Here is a 25,986-nt window from a genome sequence, read left to right as displayed (position 1 = left end):
GCGACGTTCTACGACGTTTGACCGAACTGCTCGCGTAGTGCCCGCCGATCGACCTTGCCCGGGCCGCGGAGGGGGAGTTCATCGACGACGAAGATCTCACGCGGTGCGGCGTAGCGGTCCAGGCGGGTTGCGACGAGGTCGCGGATGCGTTGGGTGTCAACCGTTTCCGATGCGACGATCACCGCGGCCACCTTCTCGCCCAGGCGGTCATCGGGGAGGCCGACGACGGCGCATTCGCTCACTGCTGGGTCGGTGACGATGATGGCCTCGACGACCTGCGGGACGATGGTCAGCCCGCCGGAGGAGATGGCCTCGTCGGCGCGGCCGATGATGCGCAGGGTGTTTTCGTCGATGCGGCCGAGATCATCGGTGCGGAAGGTGGCCATCCGCTGGGCTGTCGGGTTGCGGTGGTCTCGACTCGCGGCTCGCCCTGGGGGGCTCGCCGCGGCTCGACCGGCGGGGGGAGGGGGAGATGCTGGAAACGCCGGATGGTCCAACAATCGGTATCCGTGGGCCACCATCGGGCCGGTGATGACGACGCGGCCCACACCGTCGGGGTTCTCGTCGAGCAGTGAAAGGTGCACGCCGTCAAGGGGAATGCCGTCGTAGACACATCCTCCGGCGGTCTCGCTCATGCCGTACGTGCGGACGATGGGAATGCCGGCGTCGAGTGCCTTGTGCAGCAGCGGTTGCGGGGTCGCGGCACCGCCGACGAGGAGCGCGTCGATGCGGGCGAGAGCTGTTGTGGCGCGCGGGTGTTCGAGGACCTTCACGAGCTGGGTGGGCACCAGCGAGGTGTAGCGTCGCGGACCGTCGAAGCGTTCGAGGGCGTCGGCGAAGGCGTCGGGATCGAAGCCGCGGGTCAGGTCGAGGACGTCGGGGGTGAAGCCCGCGGCCAGGGCGCGCAACAACACCTGCAGGCCGGCGATGTGGTGCGGTGGCAGGGCGAGGAGCCAATTGCCTTCTCCGCCGAGGTGTGTGGCGGTCGCGGCGGCTGATGCGGCGAGCGTGGCGGGCGTGTGCTGCGAACCCTTGGGCGTGCCGGTGCTGCCGGAGGTGGCGATCACCAGCGACACCTCGTCGTCGATCGGGGTGCCGATGGCGAAGGCGTCATGCAGGAGTTGCGTGGTGCGCGGGTCGTCGGCGGGGACCGGCGCGAACGCCGAAGTTCCGTCGAGGATGGCGCGCAGGTCGTCGAGGCGGTCGAGGACGGCGAGGCCCGGTGGGAGCGGGAGGGGTTGCAGGGGCCTCAGGGCTGGTCCTCGGGGTTGGTGTCGGGGGTGGGTGGGTTGGGTTGTTCGCTGCCGTGGTCTCGAGGCTCGTCGCTTGCGCTCCTCGCACCTCGACCATCGGAAAGTGGGGGCGGGCCATCGGAAGGGGAGGGGTCTCGAGGCTCGTCGCTTGCGCTCCTCGCACCTCGACCATCGGAAGGGGAGGGGTCTCGAGGCTCGTCGCTTGCGCTCCTCGCACCTCGACCATCGGAGGGGGAGGGCGGGCCATCGGAAGGGGAGGGGTCTCGAGGCTCGTCGCTTGCGCTCCTCGCACCTCGACCATCGGGGGGAGACGGCGGCGCCAACGGGGCGTCGTCGAAGGGGAAGCCGTGTTCTTCGAGGTAACGCTGCACGCGGGAGACGTCGTCGTCGTGGGGGAGTTCGTGGGTGACGGCGGTGATCTTGACGCCGGCGTCGATCTTGGAGATCGGTTCGGGCGGCGGCGCGGCCTCGGAGATCAGCTCGCCGGAGACGTGCTCCACCTCTTCTGCGGACAGTTGTCTGCGCAGGATGGCGAGCAGCGGGTTGTAGTCGCGTTCGGGGACTCCCTGTGGATACCCGGCACGAAGCCAGTCGATGATCCGCCCCACCAACGGTCGATCGGCCACGAGTGACCACCTCTCTTCATCGGACGACTCCCGACTGCCCCCTGTCGCGATTGTAGGGGGCAGCACGGTGATCGCCATGTTCGGTTCACATAGCCGAACCCGGCCGCCTCGATGCGAGGTCGGCCGGGTTCTGGCGTGTCGGAATGTCGGGCGAGGCGCTCAGACGTTCGCGGTCGGGTGCGACAGCGGCCACCCGGCGGCGGCCAGACGACCGGCCACCTGATTGATCTCGTCGTCGGTCGGAATCTCCGAGGTGACCTTGGCGATCGCGTCGGCGATGTCGGTCTCCGACAACGGCCGATCGAGATCGTGTTCACGGGCCAGGCGCAGCGCGACGTCGGTGACCTGCTCCTCATTCAGCGTGCGGATGAGCAAGGCCAGCAGCGGCGGGAACTCGGTGGGCGAGATGCCTTCCGGGTACCCCTTGCGAATCCAGTTGACGGCGGATTCGAACAGCGAGGTGTTACTCATCAAGTCCTCTTGCGGATCAGTCGATGACTCGGGCGGACGACGTGGACGGTCGAACTACTTCTTGTAGGCCCACTCGGGGAAGATCTTGATGTCGAAGTAGTAGTTGAGCGTCTGCCGGGTGATCCACAGGATGCCGAACACGATGGCGGCGATCACGATGGCGAAGAACAGGTAACCGACCGCTTTGAGGAACGGGTTGGGGGCGGTGACGGAGCCGTCGGCGTTGGCGTCACCCATGCCGGCGGCGTGCACGCGTAGTCCCACCGCGAACAGGGCCGGCAGTCCCGCACCGAAGATCAATCCGACGATCAGGACCTTGCCGATCGCTTCGAGAGTTGTCATGGGATTCCAGTGTCCTTACTGGTCAGGAGATGACGGGGTTCAGGCGACCGGAGTCGAGCCGGGCTTGGTGGTGTCGACGGACTCGGTGTTCATCTCGGCCGGGATGATCGAGTTGGTGCTCTCGTCCCATTCGGCATTGACGTTGTTCGAGTCGACCTTGTTCTGCTGCGCGCGGTACCACATGAACACCGACAGGGCGATCAGTATGGCGAAGATGACCAGCGCGCCGAGCACGTTGCCCAGCAGGTGCGCGATGCCGAAGCAGACGGCGCCGACGATGCCGGCGGCCGGCAGGGTGGTGACCCAGGCGACGGCCATGCGGCCGGCGACGGCCCAGCGGACCTGGGCGCCCTTCTTGCCGACACCCGAACCGAGGATCGAACCCGTGGCGACCTGCGTCGTCGACAGCGCCATACCGGCGGCCGAGCTGGTCAGGATGATCGCGGCGGAGCTGGCCTCGGCGGCCATACCCTGCGGCGAGGTGATCTCGACGAGGCCCTTGCCGAGGGTGCGGATGATGCGCCAGCCGCCGAGGTAGGTGCCCAGCGCGATGGCGCCGGCGCAGGTGAACACGATCCAGAACGGCAGGCCGTGGCTGACGCTGGAGGCCTCGAGGTGACCGGTGGCGATCAGGGCCATCGCGATGACACCCATCGTCTTCTGGGCGTCACCGGTGCCGTGGGCGAGGGAGACCAGCGACGCCGAGGCGATCTGGCCGTACCGGAAACCGGCTTCCTTGTGGGATTCGGCGATCTTCTTGGTGATCGCGAAGATCAGCCAGGTGCCGCAGGTCGCGACGATGCAGGCGATGATCGGTGCCATCAGACCGGGCAGGATGATCTTGGTCCACACGCCGGTCCAGTTGATGCCCGACAGGCCGAGGGCGGCGATGCCGGAACCGATGAGGCCACCGAACAGGGCGTGCGACGAGCTCGACGGCAGGCCGAACAGCCAGGTGAACAGATTCCACAGGATGCCGCCGATGAGGCCGGCGAAGATGATCAACAATGCTGTCGTGGCGCTGATGCCCGCGACCAGATCGCCGCTGTCGGGCCCCGTGGTCTGTTGGAGGTTCAGAATGCCCTTGGTGATGGTGGCAGCGACCTCGACCGAGAGGAACGCACCCACCAGGTTCAGAATGGCCGAAATCCCGACGGCGACCTTGGGCTTGAGTGCGCCGGTGGCGATCGATGTCGCCATGGCATTGCCCGTGTCGTGGAAGCCGTTCGTGAAGTCGAAGCCGAGTGCCGTGATGATCAGCAGCACAAGTATCAGCATCTCTCCGCTCATGCGGATTATCATGCGGCTCTCAGGGGCGATCCGCCTAAACTTCGGCTCATCTGGATCCGATCGTGATAGCGGTTTGACCTGCGAGTTCACCCGGTAAGCGCGCCTGTTCACCAACTGTTCATCTAATTGCCCCCCTGGGTATACCAGGAGTGACGCGACCGAGCGATCGTACGGGCGTGTCGTCGTCGGGAAACGGTGTGGAAGAATCCGGGCATGACGCTGAAGCTGGGTATGCCGATCAATTACGCGGGCGACTTCCGCGAGACCATCAACAACCTCGTCGACTTCGAGAAGGCCGGTGTCGCACGGATCTCCGTGCCCGAGGCCTACAGCTTCGACGCGGTCAGTCAGCTCGGCTACATCGCCGCCAAGACCGAGACGATGGAACTGCAGACCGGCATCCTGCCGATGTTCTCGCGCACCCCCACCAACCTCGCGATGACCGCGGCCGGCATGGACTACATCAGCGGCGGACGGTTCATCCTCGGCATCGGCGCGTCCGGGCCGCAGGTGATCGAGGGCTTCCACGGCGTCAAGTACGACTACCCGGTGGGGCGGGCCCGCGAGCATGCCGACATCTGCCGCAAGATCTGGCGGCGGGAGAAGTCGGATTATCAGGGCAAGTACTACAAACTCCCGCTGACCAAGGAGGACGGCGGCACCGGCCTGGGCAAGCCGCTGAAGATCATCAATCATCCTGTGCGCGATCGCATTCCGATGCTGCTGGCCGCCATCGGGCCGAAGAACACCGAACTGGCCGCGGAGATGTTCGAGGAGTTCCAGCCCTTCCTGTTCCATCCCGAATACGTCGACCTGGCCTTCGGTGAGCCCCTCGCGGCGGGGAAGGCCAAGCGTGATCCGGCGCTGCCCGACCTCGGCATCGTCGTCGGGGCCAGTGCGCGCATCTCCGAGGACGCCGACGAGATCGAGCGGGCCATGCAGCATGTGCGCAATCACGCCGCCCTCTATATCGGCGGCATGGGTGCGCGCGGCAAGAACTTCTACAACACCCTCGCCGTGCGCTACGGCTACGCCGACGCGGCCAAGGAGATCCAGGACCTCTATCTCGACGGTAAGAAGGCCGAGGCGGCCGCGGCGGTGCCTGACGACCTGGTGCGGGCGATGAGTCTCATCGGCCCGAAGTCGTTGGTGGCCGAGCGCGTCGAGGCATTCCGCAACGCCGGTGTCACCGTCGTGCTGGCCGGGCCGTTGGCGCCCACCCATGCCGAGCGGGTTTCCGACATGGAGCAGCTCGCCGGGATCTTCGGCTGACGGTGGGCCGTCGGATGGATCGCCTGACCCATTTCGCCACGGCCCCGAGCGGTGAACCACATTGCGGCTTTCTGACTTTGCGAAATCGGTGGTCAATCGGGTAGTCGGTTGTGCGAAGCGTTCTGCGGCGTGGAATCATTCGGGTTTAGCGTCGTGGCGCGCGGCGGCGGCCGGAACACAGGGGGCAGGCGGAGTCATGGAGCGTGAGCGGGTCGTCGGTGAGCCGACGCCCGACGCGGTGGTGGCGGTCATCAAGGTCGATCCCATGTATCGGCTGGCGTCCACGCTGGGGCATTCCGCTGCCGTTGCCGTGGCGCGTCGGCACATCGACGAGACCGTGTCGGCGATCGATGCGGAGGTGACCGTCGTCGAACTGTCGACGACGAGGTTCGCGCTGCTGATCCCGCACGGCGGACCGGGTGCACTGGATGCGCTGCGGAGTCGCTTCGAGGCGGGGGCAATTCTCATCGACACGGGCGAGCGGCCAAACTATGTCGACGTCCGCCTCGGTGTGGTCGGTGCCTGGATGCTGACAGAAGCCGTGAGTTGGGGCGAGCTCGTGCGCTTCGGGCATCGAGGGCTGTCGCGGACGTTGAGGTCGGCGTCGCGGGTCGTGGTGGTCGACGACGCACTCATCGCGGTCACCGACGACGAGGCCGCCCAGATGAAGCTGCTCGCCCGCGCCACGCCGAGCGACTTCCGGGTGCACTACCAGCCGATCGTCTCCCTCGGCGACGGTGAGGTGGCCGGGTATGAAGCCCTGTTGCGGTGGTACGGCTCGGGCGGGCAATTGTACGGCCCGTCGGCCTTCTTCCCGTTTCTGGAGGAGACGGCGCTGCTGCGTCCGGTGACGCGGGACTCGTTGGCGACCGCGGTGTCGGCGCTCGCCTCGGGCGCCATCGCCAACCACTGCCCCAAGGCCTTCGTCGCGATCAATCTGTCGGAGCGTCAGCTCCTGGACCCGCGATGTGTGGACGCGATCGTCGATGCGGCCGCCGAGAAGGGGATCGCCCTCGACCGGATCTGGGTCGAGGTGCGTGAGGACGAGATCATCCGCCGGCCGAGTCAGGCGGGCCGCACCATCGAGCAGCTCGGCGCGGTCGGCTGCACCGTGTGCATCGACGACCTCGGTGCCGGATACTCCGCCCTGAGCTACATCAAGGATCTGCCGATCGCGGTGCTCAAGGTCGATATCGCGTTGGTGTGCAAGCTACTCGTCGATCCGGTCGCGGTGGCGATCACCCGTACCATTTGCGACCTCGCGCAGGCCACCGGACTGCGGACCGTCGCCGAGGGAGTGGAATCGCCCGAGTTGATCCCGATCCTCAATACGCTGGGTTTCGATTACGCCCAGGGCTATCTGTTCGGGCGGCCGGCGGCGTTGGGGTCGTTGAAGGGGTGAGTGTTCTGCTGCGTCAGTCGCAGCCGAGCATCGCGGCCTTGCCCAGTGCGGTGTACTGGTAGGCGAATTCCTTGGTCCAGAAACCGAAATTGCTTGTGTATGAACGTGGGACGGGTTTCATGACGGTCTGACCGTCGAAGCACTGGCCGAAGATGTAGCGGGCGCGCACCATGTGGTAGCGCCAGCTGATGACCATCACCGAGTGCCAATTGCGTTCGGCGGCAAGTCGCTGCACCTCCATCGCCTCACCGCGCGTCGTCGACGGGTTGGGTGCGAAGCAGATCACCTCGATTTGCGCTGTGCTGGAGGAACATACGCGTTGCATCAACTGATACGTGCCTTCGAGGTACTCCGGCGGGATGGCCAGTTCCGGGTTGGAGATGACCACCGTGTTCGCGTAACCCTCACGCGCCAGCTGGATTCCGTAGTCCTCGCGACCGTCGTGCTCGCCGCCGAGCACGACGATCGCGTCGACGTGACGCAGCTGATCGGAGTGATCCCGGTAGAACAGTTGGTAGCCCAGGCCGTAGAAGGCGGTGAGCCCTCCGACGACGATGACGATCAGGGTGATCAGGAGTCGGCGCAGCATACGTGGTCGGCGTGGGTCAGTAGTAGTAGGGGAACGCGTCCCAGTCCGGAGAACGCTTCTCCAGGAAGGCATCTCGGCCCTCGACCGCTTCGTCGGTCATGTAGGCCAGGCGGGTGGCCTCACCGGCGAACACCTGCTGACCCATCAGTCCGTCGTCGGCGAGGTTGAACGCGAACTTCAACATGCGTTGTGCGGTGGGCGATTTGCCGTTGATGGCGCGCGCCCACTCGATGGCGGTGGTCTCCAGCTCGGCGTGGTCGGCGACGCGGTTGACCGCCCCCATCCGGTGCATCGTCTCCGCGTCGTAGGACTCGCCGAGGAAGAAGATCTCGCGGGCGAACTTCTGGCCGACCTGCTTGGCGAGGTAGGCGCTGCCGTACCCGGCGTCGAAGGAGCCGACGTCGGCGTCGGTCTGCTTGAACCGGGCGTGTTCGCGGGAGGCGAGGGTGAGGTCGCAGACGACGTGCAGGGAATGACCGCCGCCGGCCGCCCATCCGTTGACGACGGCGATGACCACCTTGGGCATGGTGCGGATCAGGCGCTGCACCTCGAGGATGTGCAGCCGACCGCCCTCGGCCTTGACGCGGGCCTCGTCGACGGTGTGCGCCCCGGCGGCGGTGACGTCGCTGTCGTGGCTGGTGGCGTACTGGTAGCCGGAGCGACCCCGAATTCGCTGGTCACCGCCGCTGCAGAAGGCCCAACCGCCGTCCTTGGGACTCGGCCCGTTGCCGGTGAGCAGGATGGTGCCGACGTCGGGGCTGCGGCGCGCATGATCGAGGGTGCGATAGAGCTCGTCTACGGTGTGGGGCCGGAACGCGTTGCGCACCTCCGGGCGGTCGAACGCGATCCGCACGATGCCGTTCGCTCGACCCGCACCGACGTGCCGGTGATAGGTGATGTCGGTGAGGTCGTCGAATCCGGGGACGGTTGCCCACTGGGTCGGGTCGAACGGTTGCGACTGCGCCGCTGCGGTGCTCATGCAGACAGGTTATCGGGGACGGATGGGGTGGCGTTGACGGCGCTCTCTTCTCCGTTGACGGCGGACGCACACGAATCTCGCAGGTCGAGCACACCCCGTGCCCATTTCTAGACATTCGCCGAGTACACCCACCCCCGCGACCTGGGCTTTTGCCGAATCTCTACTCGCAGAATGTCTAGAAATGGGCAGACGGGCCGGAGGACCAACGTGAATTCCCTCGTGCCCCGCGGATTCTCGAGACAGCGCTGTCAGTGGGCGCGGCGGCCGGTGCGAGCTGTCGGTTCTATTGCCTCGGGCCGTTCAAAGGAGTACATTTCTGCTTGGCTTTTCTCATCACGGTGGGGACGCGGCTGGGGGGCTGCGAAGTGATGATGACGGGCCGGGACAAGTGATTCTTCTTGAGGGGGAGATCTATAGTGACGCCTACGGCGTCGTCTTCTGCGCGGGAGACGACGGGGGGAAAGACGCGCGCACAGCACCTGCGGTGGTTGAATTCGTCTGCTGCACAGTCAGTTTCGGCGGACGTGTTACGGCGTTATGCGATGGCGCTCGGCTGGACGGATTTCATCGCGATCACCGCGGTGGTGTTCGTGGCGCAGTCGGTGCGGTTCGGTTTCGACACCGAGCCGTCGGGTTCGGCGGGATTGCCGGTTACGGCGATCTCGATCTGCTTGATCGTGGCCTGGATGGTGGCACTGCGCGTCTACCAGACGCTGGATCGACGGGTGATCGGTTCGGGCTCAGTGGAATACAGTCGCGTGGTCTCGGCGTCGCTGTCGGTGTTCGGAGTGCTGGCGATACTGGCGCTCGCCCTGCAACTCGACGTCTCGCGCGGATTCTTCGCGATGGCGCTGCCCGTCGGCACGGTGGCCCTGCTGGTATCGCGCTGGCTGTGGCGAAAGTGGCTGGCGCGCCGACGATCCGACGGTGACTTCATCGAGCGAGTCCTCGTCGTCGGCGAAACCCGCTCCGCCACACACCTCATCAGTCATCTGGTTGCCCGCCCCGAACTCGGTCTGCACGTCGCCGGGGCGTGCCTGCCGACCGCGCGTATGCGGCCGGCCGAGACCGCTCTGATCGTTGACGACGCCGAGATCGGCGTCTTCGGAGACTTCGACGACGTCGGTGCTGCCGTGCAGGCGTGTGGCGCCTCCGTGGTCGCGGTGACCTCGGCGGAAGCCCTCGGACATGCCGGAATGCGGGAGCTGTCCTGGGACCTGGAGAAGGTCGGTGTCTCGATGATGGTGTCGCCGGGCATCACCGACATCGCCGGCCCACGCATGATGGTGCGCCCGGTCGCCGGATTGCCGTTGCTGCACATCGACAAACCGCAGTACGAGGCCGCCACCCGGTTCCGGAAAGCCCTCGTCGACCGGGGCGGCGCCACCGTCATGATGCTGCTGATCGCGCCGGTGCTGGCACTGATCGCGCTGCTGATCAAACTCGACTCGCCCGGACCGGTGTTCTACCGTGCGACACGCGTCGGCATGGGCAACGCACCGTTCCGGATGTGGAAGTTCCGGTCGATGTACCGCGATGCGGAACTGCGCAAGCAGGAACTCCTCGATCAGAACGAGGGCTCCGGTGTGCTGTTCAAGATCCACGACGACCCGCGCGTCACCCGCTTCGGGAAACTGCTGCGCCGCTACAGCATCGACGAGCTACCCCAGTTGCTCAATGTGCTCGGTGGGACGATGAGTCTGGTCGGTCCGCGGCCGCCGCTGCCCGAGGAAGTCGAACTCTACGACGGTCGCGTCGCGAGGCGCATGCTCGTCAAGCCCGGAATGACCGGACTGTGGCAGGTATCGGGACGCTCCAACCTGTCGTGGGAGGAGTCGGTTCACCTCGACCTGTCCTACGTGGAGAACTGGTCGATCATGGGCGACGCCGCAATCCTGTGGCGCACCGTCAAAGCCGTTGTGACCAAGGAAGGTGCCTACTGATGTTGCACTGTCGTCTGTGCGGGTCGGAGCGGATGCGCAGCGTCCTCGACCTCGGCGCAACCCCGCCGTGTGAGCGTTTCCTGACGCCGGCGAACCTCGACGAGCCGGAAAACACGTTCCCGCTGCATCTTCGGCTGTGCGAGGACTGCCTGCTGCTGCAGATCCCGGCGCTGATCACCCCGGAAGACACCTTCACCGAGTACGCGTACTTCTCGTCGTACTCCGACAGTTGGGTGGCGCACGCCAAGTCGTTCGTCGACGACACCGCCGAACGTCTTGGGCTCGACGACAAGTCGTTCGTCGTCGAGGTGGCCAGCAACGACGGGTACCTGCTGCGGCACGCCGTAGACCGCGGAATCCGGTGCCTGGGAATCGAACCGTCGGTCAACGTCGGCGAGGCCGCCCGCACGGTCGGGGTGCCCACCGAGACCGCGTTTCTCGGTGTCGACACCGCGCTAGGGGTCCGCGCCGAGCACGGACCGGCGGATCTGGTGGTGGCCAACAACGTGTACGCGCACATCCCCGATCTGCTGGGATTCACCCAGGGACTGCGTGGGTTGATGGCCGACGACGGCTGGTTGAGCATCGAGGTGCATCACGCCCGAAACCTGGTGACGCTCGGGCAGTTCGACACGATCTATCACGAACACTTCCAGTACTACACGGTGCTGTCGGCGGCGCGGGCGCTGGCGACCGCCGGACTGCGCGTCGTCGACGTGGAATTGCTTACCACGCATGGTGGTTCGATCCGGGTCTGGGCGCGGCCCGACGAGGCGGCCGGCGAACCGTCGCCGCGGGTGGCGGAGGTGCTCGCCGCCGAAGAGGCCGACGGATTGCATGACGTGACCGGCTATCTGGGCCTGGCCGCACACACCGAGAGCCTGCGGCAGAATCTGCTGCGGTTCCTGCTCGACTGCCGCGCACAGGGACTCAAGGTCGTCGGCTACGGCGCGCCCGGAAAGGGCAACACGCTTCTCAATTACTGCGGGATACGACCGGATCTGGTGGAGTACACCGTCGATCGCAACCCGTACAAGCACGGCCGATTCACGCCGGGCACCCGGATTCCGATCCTGGATCCGGTGCAGATCGAGAAGGACCGGCCCGATGTGGTGCTGGTGCTGCCGTGGAATCTCGAGGCTGAGATCACCGAGCAGCTGCGTTTCGTGGGGGAATGGGGAGGGCGGCTGGTGTATCCGCTGCCTGAATTGCACACAGTTACACCGGAATTCGCCGGGTAGCGGACACTATCGACTCCGAGGGGGAGCAATCATGAAGGTCGTCTTGTTCTGTGGGGGATACGGGATGCGGATGCGCAACAGCTCCGATGATCCGGTGCCCAAGCCGATGCAGATGGTGGGGCCGCGTCCGCTGATCTGGCATGTGATGCGGTATTACGCGCATTTCGGGCATCGCGAGTTCATCCTGTGCCTGGGCTACGGTGCCACGCACATCAAGGACTACTTCCTGAATTATCGCGAGACCGCGTCGAACGACTTCGTCATCGACGGCGGCGAGGTGAAACTCCTCGACTCCGACATCAAGGACTGGTCGATCACCTTCGTCGACACCGGCCTGGAGTCGGCGATCGGCGAGCGGCTGCGTCGGGTCCGTCCGTTCCTCGACGGCGACGAGTACTTCCTGGCCAACTACGCCGACGTGCTCTCCGACGCGCCGATGGACGTCATCGTCGACAAGTTCCAGCAATCCGGTTGTGCTGCTTCGATGTTGATCGTGCCACCGCAGTCCTCCTTCCACTGCGTCGACATCTCCGAGGACGGTCACGTCGGCGGCATCACCGCCGTGTCGAAGCTGCCGATCTGGGAGAACGGCGGATTCTTCGTGCTCAGCCAGGAAGTGTTCGACCTGCTGCCCGAGGGTGGGGACCTCGTCGAGGATGCGTGCGGCACCCTCGCCAAGGAGGGCCGCCTGTTCGGATACAAGCACGCCGGATTCTGGAAACCGGCCGACACCTTCAAAGAACGCGCCGAACTCGAGGCCGCCTACCACCGCGGTGAACGGCCGTGGATGCTGTGGGATCACGAAACGGTTCCCGCGTGATCGCTTCGCGATTCGGCGCGTTGCGCGAAATCGCGGTGCTCGGAGCACATTGCGACGACATCGCCATCGGGATGGGTGCGACACTGCTGACGCTGTGCCGCGCCCACCCCGGCCTGCGGGTGCGGGTCTTCGTCGCCACCGGAGCCCAAACCGACAGGGCGGCAGAAGAAACCGAGGCGCTCGGCGAGTTCTGTCCCGACGCCGACCTGCACGTGCACATCGGTGACCTGCCGGACGGGCGCACACCCGCGCACTGGGAGCGACTCAAAGAGTCACTGGCACAGTTCCGTCGGGGGTGTGAGCCCGATCTGGTGTTCGCCACCCAGCCCGACGACGCCCATCAGGATCACCGGGAACTCGCCACACTCGCACCCACCGAGTTCCGCGACCAGATGATCCTGGGTTACGAGATCATCAAGTGGGAGAACGACACTCCCACACCCACCCACTACCATCCCGTCACCACCGAGACCGCGCTGGACAAGGTGCGGCTGCTGCACAAGTGCTATCCGTCGCAGGTGGACCGGGATTGGTTCGACGACGAGACGTTCCTGGGACTCATGCGGATCCGCGGTGTGCAATGCCGCGTCCGCTACGCCGAGGCGTTCGTCGTCGCGAAAACCGTCATCGACTTCGGAGGACACTGACGTGCGCGTACTTCTCACCGGCCACCTGGGCTACCTCGGCACCGTCATGGCGCCCATCCTTACCGCGGCTGGTCACGACGTGACCGGTTTGGACAACGGCTATTTCGAGGACAGCGTCCTCGGCCCGTACCCGAACGACCCGCCGTCGATCTCGCGGGACCTGCGCGACGTCGAGCCTGCCGACCTCGTCGGCTTCGACGCAGTGATCCATCTGGCGGCGTTGAGTAACGACCCGCTGGGCTCGCTGGAGCCAGAAATCACCCACGACATCAACCATCACGGCTCGGTGCGGCTGGCGAAGGCCGCGAAAGAGGCTGGGGTGTCCCGCTTCCTGTACGCGTCGACCTGCTCGGTGTACGGCGCCGCCGGTGACGGTCTGGTCGCCGAGGACGCGCCGCTGCGGCCGGTCACGCCGTACGCGGAGAGCAAGGTGCGCGTCGAGGGTGACGTCGCCGCGATCGCCGACTCCGGTTTCACCCCGGTGTTCCTACGTAATGCCACCGCATTCGGCTTCTCGCCGCGGTTGCGCGCCGACATCGTGCTGAACAATCTCGTCGGGCATGCGGTGCTCACCGGGCAGGTGAAGGTGCTCTCCGACGGCACGCCGTGGCGGCCGCTGGTGCATGCCCGCGACATCGCCGAGGCGTTCCGGGTATGCCTCACCGCGCCGGCCGACGTGGTGTCGGGGCAGGCGTACAACGTCGGCACCGAGGTGAACAATCTGACGGTCGCGCAGATCGCCGAACACGTCGTCGACGCGGTACCCGGATCGAAGCTGGCCATCACCGGGGAGACGGGCGCCGACACCCGCTCCTACCGTGTCGATTTCAGCAAGGCGCGCGACGAGATCGGGTTCACCGCCGCGTGGAGCGTGGCCGACGGTGCCGCCGAACTGGCCAAGGCCTACACCGAGTACGGGCTGACCCAGGAGGCGTTCACGCAGCGGTTCGTGCGGCTGGCGACCCTGGAGCGGCTGCGCGCCGCGGATGTCCTCGACGACTCGATGCGACGGCTGGGTGCGGTCGCGCGGGTGATGTCGTGACCGCGGTGAGGCTCAGCGCAGCTGGGTGACCAGGGTCGCCCAGCTGCCGGCCGCGGCGTCGCGTGCCGACACGGTGGTGATCGGCTGCGGCCAGGCGATCGCGAGGTCCTCATCGGCGTGGTGGACACCGATGTCCTCGCTCGGATCGTGCGGCCGGTCGATGCGGTAGCAGACATCGGCGACCGTGCTGAGCGCCTGGAAGCCGTGCAGGAAACCCGGAGGGATGTAGAGATGGGCGAACTCGACGTCGTCGAGCAGGAAGGCCTGCTGCGCACCGAAGGTCGGGGAATCCGGGCGGATGTCGACGATGACGTCGTGCACCGCGCCGTGCGCGCAGCGGACGAGTTTCGCCTCGCCACGCCCGGAACGCCCGTGCATGCCGCGGATCACGCCCTGCGCCGAACGGGATTGGGAATCCTGCAGGAACTGCGCTGCGGCACCGGGGCGGCCGAGGGTCTCGTCGAAGATCTCGGCGTCGAAGGTGCGCGTGAACAGGCCGCGGTCGTCCCGGAATGGGGTGGGCCGCATCAGCAGCACGTCGGCAAGATCGGTGGTGTCGATGATCACGTCTTTCATGATGGCATGCGCGACAGGAGGAATCGAGCATGAAATGGTGCCGGGGATGCGGATCGTGGGGACTGCGACGGATTCTGGATCTGGGACAGGTGCCGGCGGCCGATGACTTTCCGTTGGCGGCCGCGCCGGTGACCGCAGCGGAGACATCGCATCCATTGGCGATGGATCGGTGCGCGGCATGTGGTCTGGCGCAGCTCGCCGACGACGACACGGTGACCGCCGAGCCGCGGGGGGTGGAGCCGCAGGCGCTGCGGGATCAGGCGGCGGCAGCGGTTGCCGACGTCGCCGCAGCGGGCTATCTGCGGGGACAGACCGTGCGGGAGTTCGGTAGCCCGCACGGCGGGACATGGTTGCCGTTACTGGCGGAGCGGGGATTTGTCGAATCCGACTGTGCCGACGTGGTACTCGACTCGTTGGGCATCATGCATGAGCCGGACCAGGCGGCAGCCTTCGCCCGGCGCGTCGCATCGACCGCGCCGGATGGGGTGCTCCTGATGCACTTTCACTCGTTCGCGACCATCATGCGTGAAGGCCAATGGAATGCGTTACGGCACGGGCACTTCGCCTACTACTCGCTGCGGTCGATGACGACTCTGCTGCGGGTGTGCGGGATGTCGGCGGTGGATGCGTGGCGCTATGACCTCTACGGCGGGACGGTGCTGGTGGCGGCACGTCTCGGTGTGCATGCGCCGTCGGAGACGTTGCGCGCCATCGCCGACTACGAAAGCGCGGTGTTGCGGGGAATGGACCCGACGGCCTTGCAGGATGCCGTCGACGCACACACGGCGGTGCTACGGGAGTGGCTCGAGGCCGCGCGTGGGGCCGGGGAGTCGGTGTATGCGTATGGCGCCGCGTCGCGGGCGGTGGCGCTATTCCATCGTGCCGGGGCCGACACGTCGCTGGTGGCCGGTGTCGCCGACGCGTCCCCGGGGAAACGGGGACGGCGCATGCCCGGCACCGACATCCCGATCATCTCGCCGGAGGAACTCATCGCGGCGCAACCGGATCGAGTCCTGTTGACGGTGCCCGACCTGCTCGACGAGGTGAGCACACGGTATCCGGAACTGTCCGGGAGGTGGTACGTCGACGGACTCGATCTGAACGGGACCGGTGTCGCGACCGCCGGCGGGACGAGAGTCTCCGGTGATGTCAGGGAGGTGCAGGTGTGATGACCGAGCGAAGTTTCGAGCGTTCCAATCAGCTTCAGGCACAGTTGCATCGACTCGTCCCGGGTGGGGCGCACACGTATGCTCGTGCCGCCGACCAGTATCCGGAATTGATGGCGCCGATCATCGTGCACGGTCACGGTGCTCGGGTGTGGGATGCAGACGACAACGAGTTCGTCGAGTACGGCATCGGATTGCGGTCGGTGACGTTGGGACACGGGTATCGGCCGGTGATCGACGCGGCGTACTCCGCGATGCTCGAGGGGATGAGCTTCTCGCGACCGACGACGTTGGAAGTGGATGCCGCCGAGGACTTTCTGCGGTTGGTGCCCACCGCCGACATGGTGAAGTTTGCCAAGAACGGCTCCGATGCGACGACCGCGGCGATCCGGCTGGCGCGTGCGGCGACCGGGCGGGAGCGGGTGGCGGCGTGTACACATCCGTTCTTCTCCGTCGACGACTGGTTCATCGGAACCACCGGAATGAACGCGGGCATTCCGTCGTCGGCCACCGACCCGGTGGTGCGCTTCGACTACAACGACCTCGACTCGCTGCGCGTGCAGTTCGAGCGGTTTCCCGACGGTATTGCCGCGGTGATCCTGGAGGCGGCGACGGCGATGGCGGAGCCGGTGGCGGGGTTCCTGGAAGGTGTCCGCGCGCTGTGTGATCGTTACGGCGCGGTCCTGATCTTCGACGAGATGATCACCGGGTTCCGGTGGTCGGAGCATGGCGCGCAGTCGGTGTACGGGGTGCGCCCGGACCTGTCGTGCTGGGGTAAGGCGATGGGCAACGGATTCCCGATCGCGGCGTTGGCCGGGCGGAGGGAGTTGATGGAACTCGGCGGTTTGAACACCGACGCCGATCGCGTGTTTCTGCTGTCGACGACGCACGGCCCGGAAACCGGATCATTGGCGGCGTTCCGGGCGGTGGTGCGCGCGTATGAGGAGGGCGATCCGATCCGACGAATGGAGGCGGCGGGGCGTCGACTCGCGTTCGGGGTGAACGAGATTGCCGCCGAGTTCGGGATCGGCGAGTACCTCCAGGCCGTCGGCCGGCCGTCATGCCTGATCTTCCTGACCCGCGACCACACGGGCGCACCGTCGCAGGAGTTCCGGACGTTGTTCCTGCAGGAGCTCATCACGCGCGGTGTGCTCGGGCAATCGTTCATCACCTCCGCCGCGCATACCGACCGCGACATCGACGACACCATCGACGCCGTGCGAGGCGCATTACCCGCGTATCGCAAAGCACTGGAGGCGGGTTCGGTGGAGGGTCTGCTCAACGGTCGGCCCGTCGCGCCGGCGTTACGCGCCAAGGCCGAGCCGCGGAGGTTGTGACGTCGGCCGGCGGGGTCCATCCGTTGGTCGAGCCGGTGAGGAGCGCAAGCCGCCGCGTTGAGCTCCGTCGAAACGACGAGCCGTGTCGAGCGTTCATCCGTTGGTCGAGCCGGGCGGAGCGCCAGCGGAGCCCGTGTCGAGACCCGGTGAGATGGGGCTGGGACATTCTGGGCGGGTGAGGTTGTCGGCTTTCGGAGGTCTCGAGGCTCGTCGCTTGCGCTCCTCGCTCCTCGACCAGCGGGAGGGGCGTCGGCACTCGGTCAGCGGGGTTGCGTCGGCCGGCGGGGGTTGCGTCGGGTCTGGGCCGGCGAGGTGACCGCCCGCTGTGGTGGGCTTTCATTCGTTGGTCGAGCCGGGCGGAGCGCAAGCCGCCGCGTTGAGCTCCGTCGAAACGACGAGCCGTGTCGAGACCCGGTGGGGTGGGGCTGGGAGTTGTTGGGCGGGTCGGGTTGTCGGCTTTCGGTGGTCTCGAGGCTCGTCGCTTGCGCTCCTCGCTCCTCGACCAGCGGGAGGGGCGTCGGCAGTCGGCCAGCGGGAAGTGGCGTCGGCACTCGGCTGGCGGGGGTGGCCTCGACCTCGACAAGCTCGGCCCGGCGGATACACCGACGCGCAAGCTCGTCGGCACTCGGCCAGCGGGGGTTGCGTCGGGTCTGGGCCGGCGAGGTGACCACCCGCTGTGATGGGCTTTCATTTGTTGGTCGAGCCGGGCGGAGCGCCAGCCGCCGCGTTGAGCTCCGTCGAAACGGAGCCCGTGTCGAGACCCGGTGAGATGGGGCTGGGAGTCGTTGGGCGGGTCAGGTTGTCGGGCTGCGGTGGTCTCGAGGCTCGTCGCTTGCGCTCCTCGCTCCTCGACCAGCGGGAGGTGGCGTCGGCACTCGGCCGGCGGGGTGGCCTCGATACGCGACGAGCTCGCTCCGCTCGAGCGGCGCACTCGGCCAGCGGGAGCTATGCGAGCGGCGGGATCGTCGGCTCGATGGTGGTGGCGTAGGACTCGATGTGGCCGCAGGGGTTCATGCCCCATTCGAGGGCGGTGACGCTGACGGTGACTCGCAGCGAGGTGATTCCGGCGTTGTCCTTCATCGCCAGGGTGCATTGTGATTGGCTGCGGACGATGACGGCCGGGCGTTGATTGACGTTGACGCCGATGAGGTTGCCCTGATGGGAGTCCCGGTACGCCTCGAAGGTGGTCGTCGACTGGGAGAGACGCACGGTCGTGTCCGAGGACGAGACCTCACAGGCGCTGGTCTCGGTGGCCGCCGGGGCGACGGGTGTGCGGGTTGCCGGGTTGAGGTCGAGTTCGCGCATCAGGTTGTCGCCGACGGCGGTACACGGATCGGAGATCGCCGGCGCCGACGATTCGGACGCGGTGTCCGACGATGATCCGCAGGCCGCCAAAGCCGTCGCCACCGGGATGGCGAGAACGGCTCCGGTGGCGCGGCGGAGAATCGTCGGATAGGTCATGCCGAACTCTTCCGGAGGCGACCCAACGCGACCTCGGTGCGCGCGGTGATGGCCTGCTTGGCCGGGTGGATGCGGGTCAGCGCGCCCGGTGCGACGCACAAGCCGGCGTAGATGGTTCCGGCGCGCGCGGTTCGACGCAGTCGGAAGGCTTCGCGGGCAGCGATTCTGGCGGCCGCGGCATCACCGTCGAGGAGGGCGTGGCGGGATCGTCGGATCTGCTGCTGATACCGGAGCCGACGCAGGGTCGAATCCAATGCGGCCGCCTCCTCGGCGGACAGTGACGTCCCCGCACCCGCCTGAAAGGACCGCATCAGTTCGTTCTCGAATCGCTCCACCCGGGCCGGGTCTCGTGACAACGAATCCGACCGGAGTCGGTACCGCGCCAACGCCTCCGGCAGGAGACGCACATCGAAATCGCGCACCAGCCGGCACCAGATGATGACCGACTCGTCGACATCGGGCATTCCGGTGCCCTGCGGGTCGTATCCCTCGACGGCATCCCATGCCGAGCGGCGGATGGCGGCGCAGTAGTAGGGGACGCACCCGGAGAGCACGTCCACCAGGGTCAGCGGCGTGTCCGCGGACGGCGGGTGATGCACACCGACCGACGCCATGTAGTCGACCGGAAGATTCACCGACACATCGGGTTCGCCGAAACGGTGGGCATCCACGCCGACCGCCGCGACGCCGGGCTCCGCGTCGAACACCGCGAGCACCCGCTCGACGAACCGGGGGAGCAGCATGTCGTCGCTGTCGAGGACGCACACGAACTCCCCCGAAGCGGCGCCCGCCGCGGTCATCACGCCGCCGCGATAACCCCGATTGGGCTGGCGCACCAGACAGATCCGCGCATCGTCGGCGGCATACCGCCCGACGACCTCGGCCATCGCGTCGGATTCGCCGTTGTCGACGACGACAAGCTCCCAGTCCGGGCAGGTCTGGGCCTGCACGGACTCGATGGTCGCGCCGATGAGATCTTCAGTTCCCCACGCCGTCGTGAGAAACGACAGCCGGGCACTCACCACGCGATTCCGGTGTAGTTCAACCGGTCCCGACGGCCGTGCGCCTCGGGTACCCGCACCAGGTCGAGCACCAGGCGGTCATCGTCGAGGGTGCTGAGCATGTAGGACACCTGCGGATCCTGCGATCCGATGACGAGGACCTCGGCGTGCTCGGCGACCGCGGACAGATCACCGGTCAGCAGTTCACCCAGGTGCGGCAACCGTTCCTCGATGTAGGCGCGGTTGGCGCCCATCAGGCGGGACAGGTTGACGTTGCTGTCGAAGATCTTGACGTCAAAACCCTTGCCCAACAGACGTTCGGCCAGCTCCACGAGCGGGCTTTCCCGCAGGTCGTCGGTGCCCGGTTTGAACGACAGTCCGAAGATGCCGATCTTGCGTTTGTGCTGACGCATGATCGCCTCGACGGCGCGCCGCAGGTGAGCCTCGTTGGAGAACAACAGATTCGACAACACCGGCACCTCGACGTCGTTGCGGCGGGCCACGTGGGTCAGGGCGCGAACGTCCTTCGGCAGACACGAACCGCCGAAGGCGAATCCGGGACGCAGATACGCCGGGCTGATGTTGAGTTTGGTGTCGGCGAGGAAGATGTCCATCACCTCGTGCGAATCGATGCCGAGGGAGGCGCAGATGGCGCCGACCTCGTTGGCGAAACCGGCCTTGAGGGCGTGGAAGCTGTTGTCGACGTACTTCATCATCTCCGCGACCGCGATCGGCACCCGGAACCGCGGCCCCGGCAGCCCGTCGTAGATGGCCTCCACCATCGCACCACTGCGCGAATCAGACTGCCCGACCACGGTTTTCGGGGGTTCGTTGAAGTCACGCACGCTGGTGCCCTCACGCAGGAACTCCGGGTTGACGCAGACGCCGAAGTCGACGCCAACGCGTTTGCCGGAGGTCCGCTCCAGGATCGGGATCAGCAGGTTCTCGCACGTCCCGGGCACCATGGTGCTGCGATAGACGACGACGTGCCAGGCGTCCTTGCCGGCGAGGGCGGCGCCGATCTCCTCGGTGGCGCGTTCGAGGTAGGCGGTGCTCAATGCCCCGTTCGGCGCGGACGGCGTGCCGACACACACCAGGGTGATGTCGGTAGCCGCGACCGCCGCGGAAGTGTCGGCCGAGACCGTCAGTCGACCCGAATTGACCTGTTCGGCAGTCAATTCGCCGATCAGTTCCTCCACAACCGGCGCTTTTCCGCGTCGTACGAACTCGACCTTCTCCGGGTTGGCGTCCACCCCGATCACCGGGAAGCCGCGCTGCGCAAAGCATGCCGCAGATACGCACCCGACATAGCCGAGTCCCACAATGCTGAGTCGTGCGGCCCCCACCACACTGTTCGACACATGCACCTCAGCGCGTGTGTCGTCAACGTGAACCGTCAAGGTTCCCCCCATATATGTTTGTGATGTCCCCCCGTCGAGTCACGTCGATCCGACGGCCCGCTCGCGAATTCCGGGTCCCCTCGTGTCCCCCAACACGACTCCGTCCTTGGCGATGGCAATGTCCAGGCTATGGCTTTGCGCGTGAAAACGCCAGTCAATCACCAAGTTTTCTTGTGGAAACTCGGACAAATCGGTGTTCTGGCGGATGGTGAGTTCGGTCACCGGCTCGTCCGGCGTGAGCACACTCACCATCGCGATCGGTAACTCCGCGTGGCCGGACATGCCCAGCAGGGTTGCCGGTATCGCCTTCTCGAGGCGTTCGCTCCACCACCCCAGATGCGATGCGGGATCACCGCGGTGAACCTCGGTGCGCAGCGGTGTGGTGGCGGCGGTGACCAGGTGATGGGTGCCAGCCTGCCGATCGCGGGGATCGGTGAGTGTGGCAGCCGCGGCGCCGGTCTCGTCACCATCCGTGGCGGCGACGGTGTCGGCGTGGATCGACGGCGCCAGCGGCCACGACACCGTCGCACGGTGGGATCCGGTGCCGGTCAGCAGGTCGACGACGACGATCTCGGGGCGGTCGGGTGCGGCGATCAGCCAACGCCGATGCGTGACCGGCTGCGAAAGTCGCTGGTAACCGTCGTGTTCGGCGTCGACGATGCCAGCCTCGAGATCCACGGACCGAATGCGCACCGCCGCGTGGTCATTCCACAGGAACGGGCCGCCGATCACCGACTGGTCGGCGCCGTCGACGGTGACCGTCGCATGAACCCGGGTGCCGCGGTGAACCGTTCGGCGCTGCGGGGTGCCGTAGTAGCTGCCGGCGCCCGGATCGGTGATGATCTCCCGACCGTCGTCGGCGAGGGTGATCGACAGGGCGTCGGCGTGCCCGTGGGCGGCGATCGAAAGGAAGCCGAGCGGTCCCACGTCCATGGTGAGGCGTCGACGGCCACTGCGCAGCACCACCAGCCCGGCGTCGGGGGCGTGGAAGGAGTCCGGGACCGTGGTTTCCGAGTGTGGCGCGTGGGGATCGGCGAGCCATGCGCCGGTGAGTGATTCGGTGCCGCGACGGGTGAGGGTCCGATCGCCGAGTGCGCGGCCGACGATCGCGAGGTGGCTGCGTACCGTGCGGGTCGGTTCGGCGTCGAGACGCAGAGCGAAACCCTCGTCGTCGTCACCGTAGCGAGGGGCCGGATCTCCGGTGCCGACGGTCGCGGCCAGGAATCGCGTGCTGCGCCCGATGGCGTCGGTGAGTGCCGGCGGCGCCGTGCCGTCGCGCAACGCGATCAGGCGGGCGACGACGAGAAGGAGTTCGGCGGTGAAGATCTGGTAGCCCACGGCCTGCTCGGCGCCGGATCCGTCGGGCAGGATCTGGCGGTTGGCGTGCGTGATCAGGGTGCGGACCGCGTTGCGTTCCCAGCGCTGCGCATCCGGAAGGTCCGGCAGGATCAGGGCCACCGTGGCCAGGCCGGCCATCTCCCCGATCAGGTGATTGTTGGCGGAACTGAACAGGCTGCGACCGGCCCAGCAACGTTGCGCCGACGCCGCGAGGATGCCGGCGGCAGCGACGAAACGGTCCTCGGTGAACTGCGGACTCTCACGCAGGCCCTGCAGGGCGATCGCCACCGAGATCGCGCGCACCCCGGCCTCGAAACCGCCGCGCCACGCGATCCCGGTGCCGGGTGGGTTCTGGGCGATCCACGAATCGAGTTGCGCGAACGCCGCGTTGGCGTAGACATCGTCACCGGTGATCAGCCATGCCTGGGCGAGCCACGGGAGGTGCTGGAGCCGGTTGAGTTCCCAGATCCACTTGACGTCGCCGCCGGCGGTGCGGTGATCGATCCGCGACGCAGCGATCGAGGGCCAGGTGACATCGGCGACGGGATCGTGATTCCAGTCGACGGGGGTGGCCAGTTGCGCAGTTGGATAACCGAACCAGCCGAAACGCAGCGCCACCGCGTCGTCGGCGGCGGCGATCAATGCCGCGGTGTCGCGGGGATGTTCGCGGGCGATGCGTTGCGCGCGGGCGCGGTCGAGCAGGATCGGACGATTGTGCCCGGCACGGAATGCGGCGTGCGCGGCGCCCCACTCCTGCGCGGTCAGGCGCGCGGGTCGGGTCGGCAGCGGTGACCGTGACCGCGCGGTGGTGACGACCCGCCAACCGATTTCGGCCGGCGACATCGAACGCAACCGATCGGCGTACCAGGACAATCTGGACATCGGCTTCCCCTCGTACAGGTATCGCGCAAGACGACGGCGACACGGTAGTCTCAGTGAGGTCAGCGGGGGGAACGCCGACTGTGTGGCGGATGGGCGACATCCGAACTCACACATCTCGAGTACATGACTATAACGGCATAGGGGAGTGCTATGGCACCACCGGGGGGATCGCAAAGTCTCAAGTATCGTCTGCGGCGGGCACATCCGCTGCGGATCAGTTCGGGTGTGACGTTGTCGCGGATGGCGAACGCCGACGAGGCCGAGTTACGCCGATACCAGGAGCGACGGCTACGTGCCGTGGTGGCGGTTGCGGCCCGTCGGTCACCGTTCTATCGGAAGTGGTTTCGTGACAACAGCATCGAACCGGGGGCGATTCAGACGCTGGACGACTTGGCGTTGTTGCCGCTGATCACACGCGATGACCTGGTCGAACGGCCCGACGACTTCCGGGTGTATCCGGCGAGCGTGATGTGGCGGTCGCATTCCAGCGGTACCAGCGGTAAGGCGGTCACGGTGTACCGCACGCCCGGGTCGTCGGTGTATGAACTCGGTGCGCTGGAACGACAATGGGGTTGGTTCGGGTTGCCGCGGTCGGCGCGTCGGGTGATTCTGCGCGGCTGGGCCGGTGGTACCGACGGCGCGGTGACCCGGGAGGTTCCCGGTGCCCGTCAACTGTTGGTGTCCAGCTACAACCTGACCGCCGATCGCCTCGACGAGATCGTCACGGCGATCGAGGATTTCCGCCCGGACGCCATCGAGGGCTGGCCGTCGAGCATCACGCTGCTCGCGGCACTGCTGGCCGAACGGGGGCGCCGTCTCCCGGTGCGGGCGCTGATCACCTCGTCGGAGGTGATGAGTGCGCGGCAACGTGACCTGATGCGGGAGGTGTTCGTCGGGCCGATCGTCGATCACTACGGCCAGACCGAACGTGTTGCCCTCACCGGCAATTGCGAAGCCGGTGGCCACCATGTGTTCAGCGACTACGGGATCGTCGAGTTGCTGCCGGTGCCCGGGGCCGCCGATCGGTGGGAGATCGTCGGGACCGCGTTGCACAACTACGGTTTTCCGTTGTTGCGGTACCGCACCGGGGACGAGGTGGGGCCGACGCCCACGACACCGTGTCCGTGTGGTCGGGCGTTTCCGCAGATCGGGAGTATCGACGGGCGCAGCGAGGATGCCTTCCACACCATCGATGGTCGGCCGTTGCCGTTGCCCGCCACCATCGTCGACGATCTTGTCGGGCTGCGGGAGGTGCAGATCGCGCAACTGGCGCCGGGCGAGTTCGAGGTGCGGGTGGTGCCCGGCCGCGGGTATGACCGGGTGGAGATCGCCGCGCAGATCCACGACAACGTCGCCACGTATTTCGGTGCCGGACAACAGGTGACCATTCGGGAACTCGAGTCCATCCCACGTCCGGCGAGCGGGAAGCTCAAACCTGCCGTGGTGATCGGCGGACGATGACGCGTCCGCGCTTCATGCGTCGATGGGGACCGGTGCCGGCGGTGCTGACCGCGCTGGTGCTGGGGCTGTCGGCGTGTGGGGGTGGCGGTGCGCAGTCATCGTGGAGGGCGACGGTCGGATCGTCGACGGCGTCGGTGGCCGATACCGCGCAGACGCAGGTCATCAGCCCGGAATTTCCGCGCACCGCAACGTATGTCCTCGATCAGGACAAGCTGCCGACGCTCGACGCGCTGGCCCGATACGACATCGTCGTCGTCGACGCCGAATGGCAGAACCGGCTGCCGCGCAGCTTCTTCGCCGACCTGCGATCCCGGCACCCGGGAATCATCCTGTTGGCGTATGTGAATCTGGTGGACAAGATGCCGCGGACCGGGTCCCGCGGGTACTGGCAGAACGCGTACACCCTGTGGCAGTTCAGCAACTCCACCACGAGCCGATTTCCGCGACAGTGGTTGTCCTACACCGCGTCGGGAAAACCGGTGCACGAGTGGCCCGGTCACGTGATGACCAACCTCACCGACCAGGCGCCGCGGGTCAACGGGCAGACCTACGCCGAGTACGCGGCGAACTTCGTGGTGGATCAGATCTGGGACACCGGGCTGTGGGACGGGGTGTTTCTCGACGTGTGGGCCGAACGGATCTACACCGCCGACGCCGCTGCGTGGGATATCGACGGCGATGGGAAGGATGAACCGGCCGACGAGATCATGGGACCCGGCGGGCCGCTGGATCGCGGACTCAGCAGCGCCGAACGGATCATGCGGTCCCGCATGGGAAATGCGATCCTCATCGCCAACGGTGATCGCACCCTGAGCGAGCAACGGTTGAACGGCCGGGTGTTCGAGAGTTTCGCCGACCCGCTGGCCGATCGGTCGATCGACGACGACCTCACGGCTTATGTTGCGGCACAGACGTCGTCGCAGCTTCACCAACCGATCGTCGGGATGACCATCGACTCCGTCCGGGGACCCGCGACGTCGAGGTATGCCCGTGCGCGACTGTTCCTGACGTTGACCCTGCTGCAGAACGGCTGGTGGGCGCCGATGGGCGCCGACTACGGCCAGGTTCGCTACTACGACGAATTGGACGGTGGTGGTCTCGGCCGCGGCTACCTGGGCAAGCCGATCGTCGCCGATCCGGACATGGCCGCGCTGTCGGCGCGGACGTCAACGGGGACCGGCTCACCACGAGAAGGCGTGTACCGACGCGACTTTGATCACGGCATCGTGCTGGTGAACACGACGGATGAACCGGTGAGCATCGACCTCGAGCGACCGTACCGCCACCTCAAGGGAACTCAGGATCCGGTGGTCAACAACGGGCGGTCGGTGCAGCGGGTGGCGATCGGTGCGCGTGATGGTGTCGTCTTGGTGCGGTAGAGGCTGGGCGCTGGGTGGCTTCCAGCGCGGGTTGCGGTGGTCTCGAGGCTCGTCGTTTCGACGGAGCT

The 25,986-nt window shown here is 66.7% G+C and carries 23 protein-coding genes; 11 read left to right on the top strand and 12 right to left on the bottom strand.

The window, feature by feature from the left end:
- Positions 1 to 8: 8 nt before the first annotated feature.
- The 5 genes from ABLE92_RS12080 to ABLE92_RS12060 all read right to left on the bottom strand — a co-directional run bounded on the left by ABLE92_RS12080 (position 9) and on the right by ABLE92_RS12060 (position 3,982).
- Positions 9 to 1,253: an AMP-binding protein gene (locus ABLE92_RS12080; protein ID WP_496560797.1), complete on the bottom strand. Its 1,245-nt coding sequence runs from the start codon at positions 1,251 to 1,253 to the stop codon at positions 9 to 11.
- On the bottom strand, positions 1,250 to 1,879 hold the full coding sequence (locus ABLE92_RS12075) for a DUF3349 domain-containing protein (RefSeq protein ID WP_348805122.1): 630 nt from the start codon (positions 1,877 to 1,879) through the stop codon (positions 1,250 to 1,252). The genes ABLE92_RS12080 and ABLE92_RS12075 overlap by 4 nt, the downstream gene beginning before the upstream one ends.
- 159 nt (positions 1,880 to 2,038) lie before the next feature.
- Positions 2,039 to 2,350 carry a DUF3349 domain-containing protein gene (locus ABLE92_RS12070; RefSeq protein WP_348805003.1) on the bottom strand — a complete coding sequence of 104 codons (312 nt, stop codon included), beginning with the start codon at positions 2,348 to 2,350 and terminating at the stop codon, positions 2,039 to 2,041.
- 54 nt (positions 2,351 to 2,404) lie between these two features.
- Entirely contained in the window at positions 2,405 to 2,692 is a 288-nt protein-coding gene (locus ABLE92_RS12065; RefSeq protein WP_348805002.1) for a hypothetical protein, read from the bottom strand.
- Between the two features lie 39 nt (positions 2,693 to 2,731).
- Positions 2,732 to 3,982, bottom strand: a complete 1,251-nt coding sequence (locus tag ABLE92_RS12060) for an inorganic phosphate transporter (protein WP_348805001.1) — start codon at positions 3,980 to 3,982, stop codon at positions 2,732 to 2,734.
- Positions 3,983 to 4,195: 213 nt separating this feature from the next.
- On the opposite strand from ABLE92_RS12060, the gene ABLE92_RS12055 reads away from it, so the two are divergent.
- Positions 4,196 to 5,254: an LLM class F420-dependent oxidoreductase gene (locus tag ABLE92_RS12055; RefSeq protein WP_348805000.1), complete on the top strand. Its 1,059-nt coding sequence runs from the start codon at positions 4,196 to 4,198 to the stop codon at positions 5,252 to 5,254.
- 196 nt (positions 5,255 to 5,450) lie between these two features.
- The gene (locus ABLE92_RS12050) at positions 5,451 to 6,656 is read left to right on the top strand and encodes an EAL domain-containing protein (protein ID WP_348804999.1); all 1,206 of its coding nucleotides are present in this window, start codon (positions 5,451 to 5,453) and stop codon (positions 6,654 to 6,656) included.
- Between the two features lie 13 nt (positions 6,657 to 6,669).
- Here the strand turns inward: ABLE92_RS12050 and ABLE92_RS12045 are convergent, their stop codons facing one another.
- Positions 6,670 to 7,245: a YdcF family protein gene (locus ABLE92_RS12045; RefSeq protein ID WP_348804998.1), complete on the bottom strand. Its 576-nt coding sequence runs from the start codon at positions 7,243 to 7,245 to the stop codon at positions 6,670 to 6,672.
- A gap of 16 nt (positions 7,246 to 7,261) precedes the next feature.
- On the bottom strand, positions 7,262 to 8,224 hold the full coding sequence (locus ABLE92_RS12040; protein ID WP_348804997.1) for a 1,4-dihydroxy-2-naphthoyl-CoA synthase: 963 nt from the start codon (positions 8,222 to 8,224) through the stop codon (positions 7,262 to 7,264).
- Positions 8,225 to 8,766: 542 nt separating this feature from the next.
- On the opposite strand from ABLE92_RS12040, the gene ABLE92_RS12035 reads away from it, so the two are divergent.
- From ABLE92_RS12035 to ABLE92_RS12015, 5 genes are read left to right on the top strand one after another with little or no spacing between them, the layout of a single operon-like run.
- Positions 8,767 to 10,167, top strand: coding sequence for a sugar transferase (locus ABLE92_RS12035; RefSeq protein ID WP_348804996.1), 1,401 nt, complete (start codon positions 8,767 to 8,769; stop codon positions 10,165 to 10,167).
- Positions 10,168 to 10,169: 2 nt separating this feature from the next.
- Positions 10,170 to 11,408 (top strand): methyltransferase domain-containing protein, encoded by a 1,239-nt coding sequence (locus ABLE92_RS12030; RefSeq protein ID WP_348805121.1) that lies wholly within the window; start codon positions 10,170 to 10,172, stop codon positions 11,406 to 11,408.
- 31 nt (positions 11,409 to 11,439) lie between these two features.
- On the top strand, positions 11,440 to 12,228 hold the full coding sequence (locus ABLE92_RS12025) for a glycosyltransferase family protein (protein WP_348804995.1): 789 nt from the start codon (positions 11,440 to 11,442) through the stop codon (positions 12,226 to 12,228).
- On the top strand, positions 12,225 to 12,875 hold the full coding sequence (locus ABLE92_RS12020) for a PIG-L deacetylase family protein (protein ID WP_348804994.1): 651 nt from the start codon (positions 12,225 to 12,227) through the stop codon (positions 12,873 to 12,875). The genes ABLE92_RS12025 and ABLE92_RS12020 overlap by 4 nt, the downstream gene beginning before the upstream one ends.
- A gap of 1 nt (position 12,876) precedes the next feature.
- Entirely contained in the window at positions 12,877 to 13,917 is a 1,041-nt protein-coding gene (locus ABLE92_RS12015; protein ID WP_348804993.1) for an NAD-dependent epimerase/dehydratase family protein, read from the top strand.
- Between the two features lie 12 nt (positions 13,918 to 13,929).
- Here the strand turns inward: ABLE92_RS12015 and ABLE92_RS12010 are convergent, their stop codons facing one another.
- A complete protein-coding gene (locus ABLE92_RS12010) occupies positions 13,930 to 14,493 on the bottom strand; it encodes a dTDP-4-dehydrorhamnose 3,5-epimerase family protein (RefSeq protein WP_496560792.1) in 564 nt (187 codons plus the stop codon).
- 29 nt (positions 14,494 to 14,522) lie between these two features.
- Between ABLE92_RS12010 and ABLE92_RS12005 the strand changes: the two genes are divergently transcribed.
- Together ABLE92_RS12005 and ABLE92_RS12000 are read left to right on the top strand one after the other, a co-directional pair.
- Positions 14,523 to 15,662 carry a class I SAM-dependent methyltransferase gene (locus tag ABLE92_RS12005; RefSeq protein ID WP_348804991.1) on the top strand — a complete coding sequence of 380 codons (1,140 nt, stop codon included), beginning with the start codon at positions 14,523 to 14,525 and terminating at the stop codon, positions 15,660 to 15,662.
- Entirely contained in the window at positions 15,662 to 16,996 is a 1,335-nt protein-coding gene (locus tag ABLE92_RS12000) for a glutamate-1-semialdehyde 2,1-aminomutase (RefSeq protein WP_348804990.1), read from the top strand. The genes ABLE92_RS12005 and ABLE92_RS12000 overlap by 1 nt, the downstream gene beginning before the upstream one ends.
- 945 nt (positions 16,997 to 17,941) lie before the next feature.
- Here the strand turns inward: ABLE92_RS12000 and ABLE92_RS11995 are convergent.
- The 4 genes from ABLE92_RS11995 to ABLE92_RS11980 form a co-directional block, all read right to left on the bottom strand.
- Positions 17,942 to 18,457 carry a DUF3558 family protein gene (locus ABLE92_RS11995; protein WP_348804989.1) on the bottom strand — a complete coding sequence of 172 codons (516 nt, stop codon included), beginning with the start codon at positions 18,455 to 18,457 and terminating at the stop codon, positions 17,942 to 17,944.
- Complete coding sequence (locus ABLE92_RS11990) at positions 18,454 to 19,482, bottom strand: glycosyltransferase family 2 protein (protein WP_348804988.1); 1,029 nt, start codon at positions 19,480 to 19,482, stop codon at positions 18,454 to 18,456. The genes ABLE92_RS11995 and ABLE92_RS11990 overlap by 4 nt, the downstream gene beginning before the upstream one ends.
- Entirely contained in the window at positions 19,476 to 20,819 is a 1,344-nt protein-coding gene (locus ABLE92_RS11985) for a nucleotide sugar dehydrogenase (protein WP_348804987.1), read from the bottom strand. Before ABLE92_RS11985 ends, ABLE92_RS11990 begins: the two co-directional genes overlap by 7 nt.
- A gap of 78 nt (positions 20,820 to 20,897) precedes the next feature.
- Positions 20,898 to 23,078 (bottom strand): heparinase II/III family protein, encoded by a 2,181-nt coding sequence (locus tag ABLE92_RS11980; protein ID WP_348804986.1) that lies wholly within the window; start codon positions 23,076 to 23,078, stop codon positions 20,898 to 20,900.
- A 150-nt stretch (positions 23,079 to 23,228) separates the two neighbouring features.
- On the opposite strand from ABLE92_RS11980, the gene ABLE92_RS11975 reads away from it, so the two are divergent.
- Together ABLE92_RS11975 and ABLE92_RS11970 are read left to right on the top strand one after the other, a co-directional pair.
- The gene (locus ABLE92_RS11975) at positions 23,229 to 24,539 is read left to right on the top strand and encodes a phenylacetate--CoA ligase family protein (RefSeq protein WP_348804985.1); all 1,311 of its coding nucleotides are present in this window, start codon (positions 23,229 to 23,231) and stop codon (positions 24,537 to 24,539) included.
- Entirely contained in the window at positions 24,536 to 25,918 is a 1,383-nt protein-coding gene (locus tag ABLE92_RS11970) for a putative glycoside hydrolase (protein ID WP_348804984.1), read from the top strand. Before ABLE92_RS11975 ends, ABLE92_RS11970 begins: the two co-directional genes overlap by 4 nt.
- The last annotated feature ends 68 nt before the right edge of the window (positions 25,919 to 25,986 follow it).

Source organism: Gordonia oleivorans, from assembly GCF_040044975.1.
GTDB classification, from domain to species: Bacteria; Actinomycetota; Actinomycetes; order Mycobacteriales; family Mycobacteriaceae; genus Gordonia; species Gordonia oleivorans.
This window is presented reverse-complemented; position numbering and strand designations above follow the sequence as displayed.

Excerpts from the sequence above, each read along its gene's own strand:
- ABLE92_RS12070 (WP_348805003.1), bottom strand. The coding sequence starts at position 2,350 with ATGAGTAACACCTCGCTGTTCGAATCCGCCGTCAACTGGATTCGCAAG.
- ABLE92_RS12065 (WP_348805002.1), bottom strand. The coding sequence starts at position 2,692 with ATGACAACTCTCGAAGCGATCGGCAAGGTCCTGATCGTCGGATTGATC.
- ABLE92_RS12060 (WP_348805001.1), bottom strand. The coding sequence starts at position 3,982 with ATGAGCGGAGAGATGCTGATACTTGTGCTGCTGATCATCACGGCACTC.
- ABLE92_RS12055 (WP_348805000.1), top strand. The coding sequence starts at position 4,196 with ATGACGCTGAAGCTGGGTATGCCGATCAATTACGCGGGCGACTTCCGC.
- ABLE92_RS12050 (WP_348804999.1), top strand. The coding sequence starts at position 5,451 with ATGGAGCGTGAGCGGGTCGTCGGTGAGCCGACGCCCGACGCGGTGGTG.
- ABLE92_RS12045 (WP_348804998.1), bottom strand. The coding sequence starts at position 7,245 with ATGCTGCGCCGACTCCTGATCACCCTGATCGTCATCGTCGTCGGAGGG.
- ABLE92_RS12040 (WP_348804997.1), bottom strand. The coding sequence starts at position 8,224 with ATGAGCACCGCAGCGGCGCAGTCGCAACCGTTCGACCCGACCCAGTGG.
- ABLE92_RS12035 (WP_348804996.1), top strand. The coding sequence starts at position 8,767 with ATGGCGCTCGGCTGGACGGATTTCATCGCGATCACCGCGGTGGTGTTC.
- ABLE92_RS12025 (WP_348804995.1), top strand. The coding sequence starts at position 11,440 with ATGAAGGTCGTCTTGTTCTGTGGGGGATACGGGATGCGGATGCGCAAC.
- ABLE92_RS12010 (WP_496560792.1), bottom strand. The coding sequence starts at position 14,493 with ATGAAAGACGTGATCATCGACACCACCGATCTTGCCGACGTGCTGCTG.
- ABLE92_RS12005 (WP_348804991.1), top strand. The coding sequence starts at position 14,523 with ATGAAATGGTGCCGGGGATGCGGATCGTGGGGACTGCGACGGATTCTG.
- ABLE92_RS12000 (WP_348804990.1), top strand. The coding sequence starts at position 15,662 with ATGACCGAGCGAAGTTTCGAGCGTTCCAATCAGCTTCAGGCACAGTTG.
- ABLE92_RS11995 (WP_348804989.1), bottom strand. The coding sequence starts at position 18,457 with ATGACCTATCCGACGATTCTCCGCCGCGCCACCGGAGCCGTTCTCGCC.
- ABLE92_RS11980 (WP_348804986.1), bottom strand. The coding sequence starts at position 23,078 with ATGTCCAGATTGTCCTGGTACGCCGATCGGTTGCGTTCGATGTCGCCG.
- ABLE92_RS11975 (WP_348804985.1), top strand. The coding sequence starts at position 23,229 with ATGGCACCACCGGGGGGATCGCAAAGTCTCAAGTATCGTCTGCGGCGG.
- ABLE92_RS11970 (WP_348804984.1), top strand. The coding sequence starts at position 24,536 with ATGACGCGTCCGCGCTTCATGCGTCGATGGGGACCGGTGCCGGCGGTG.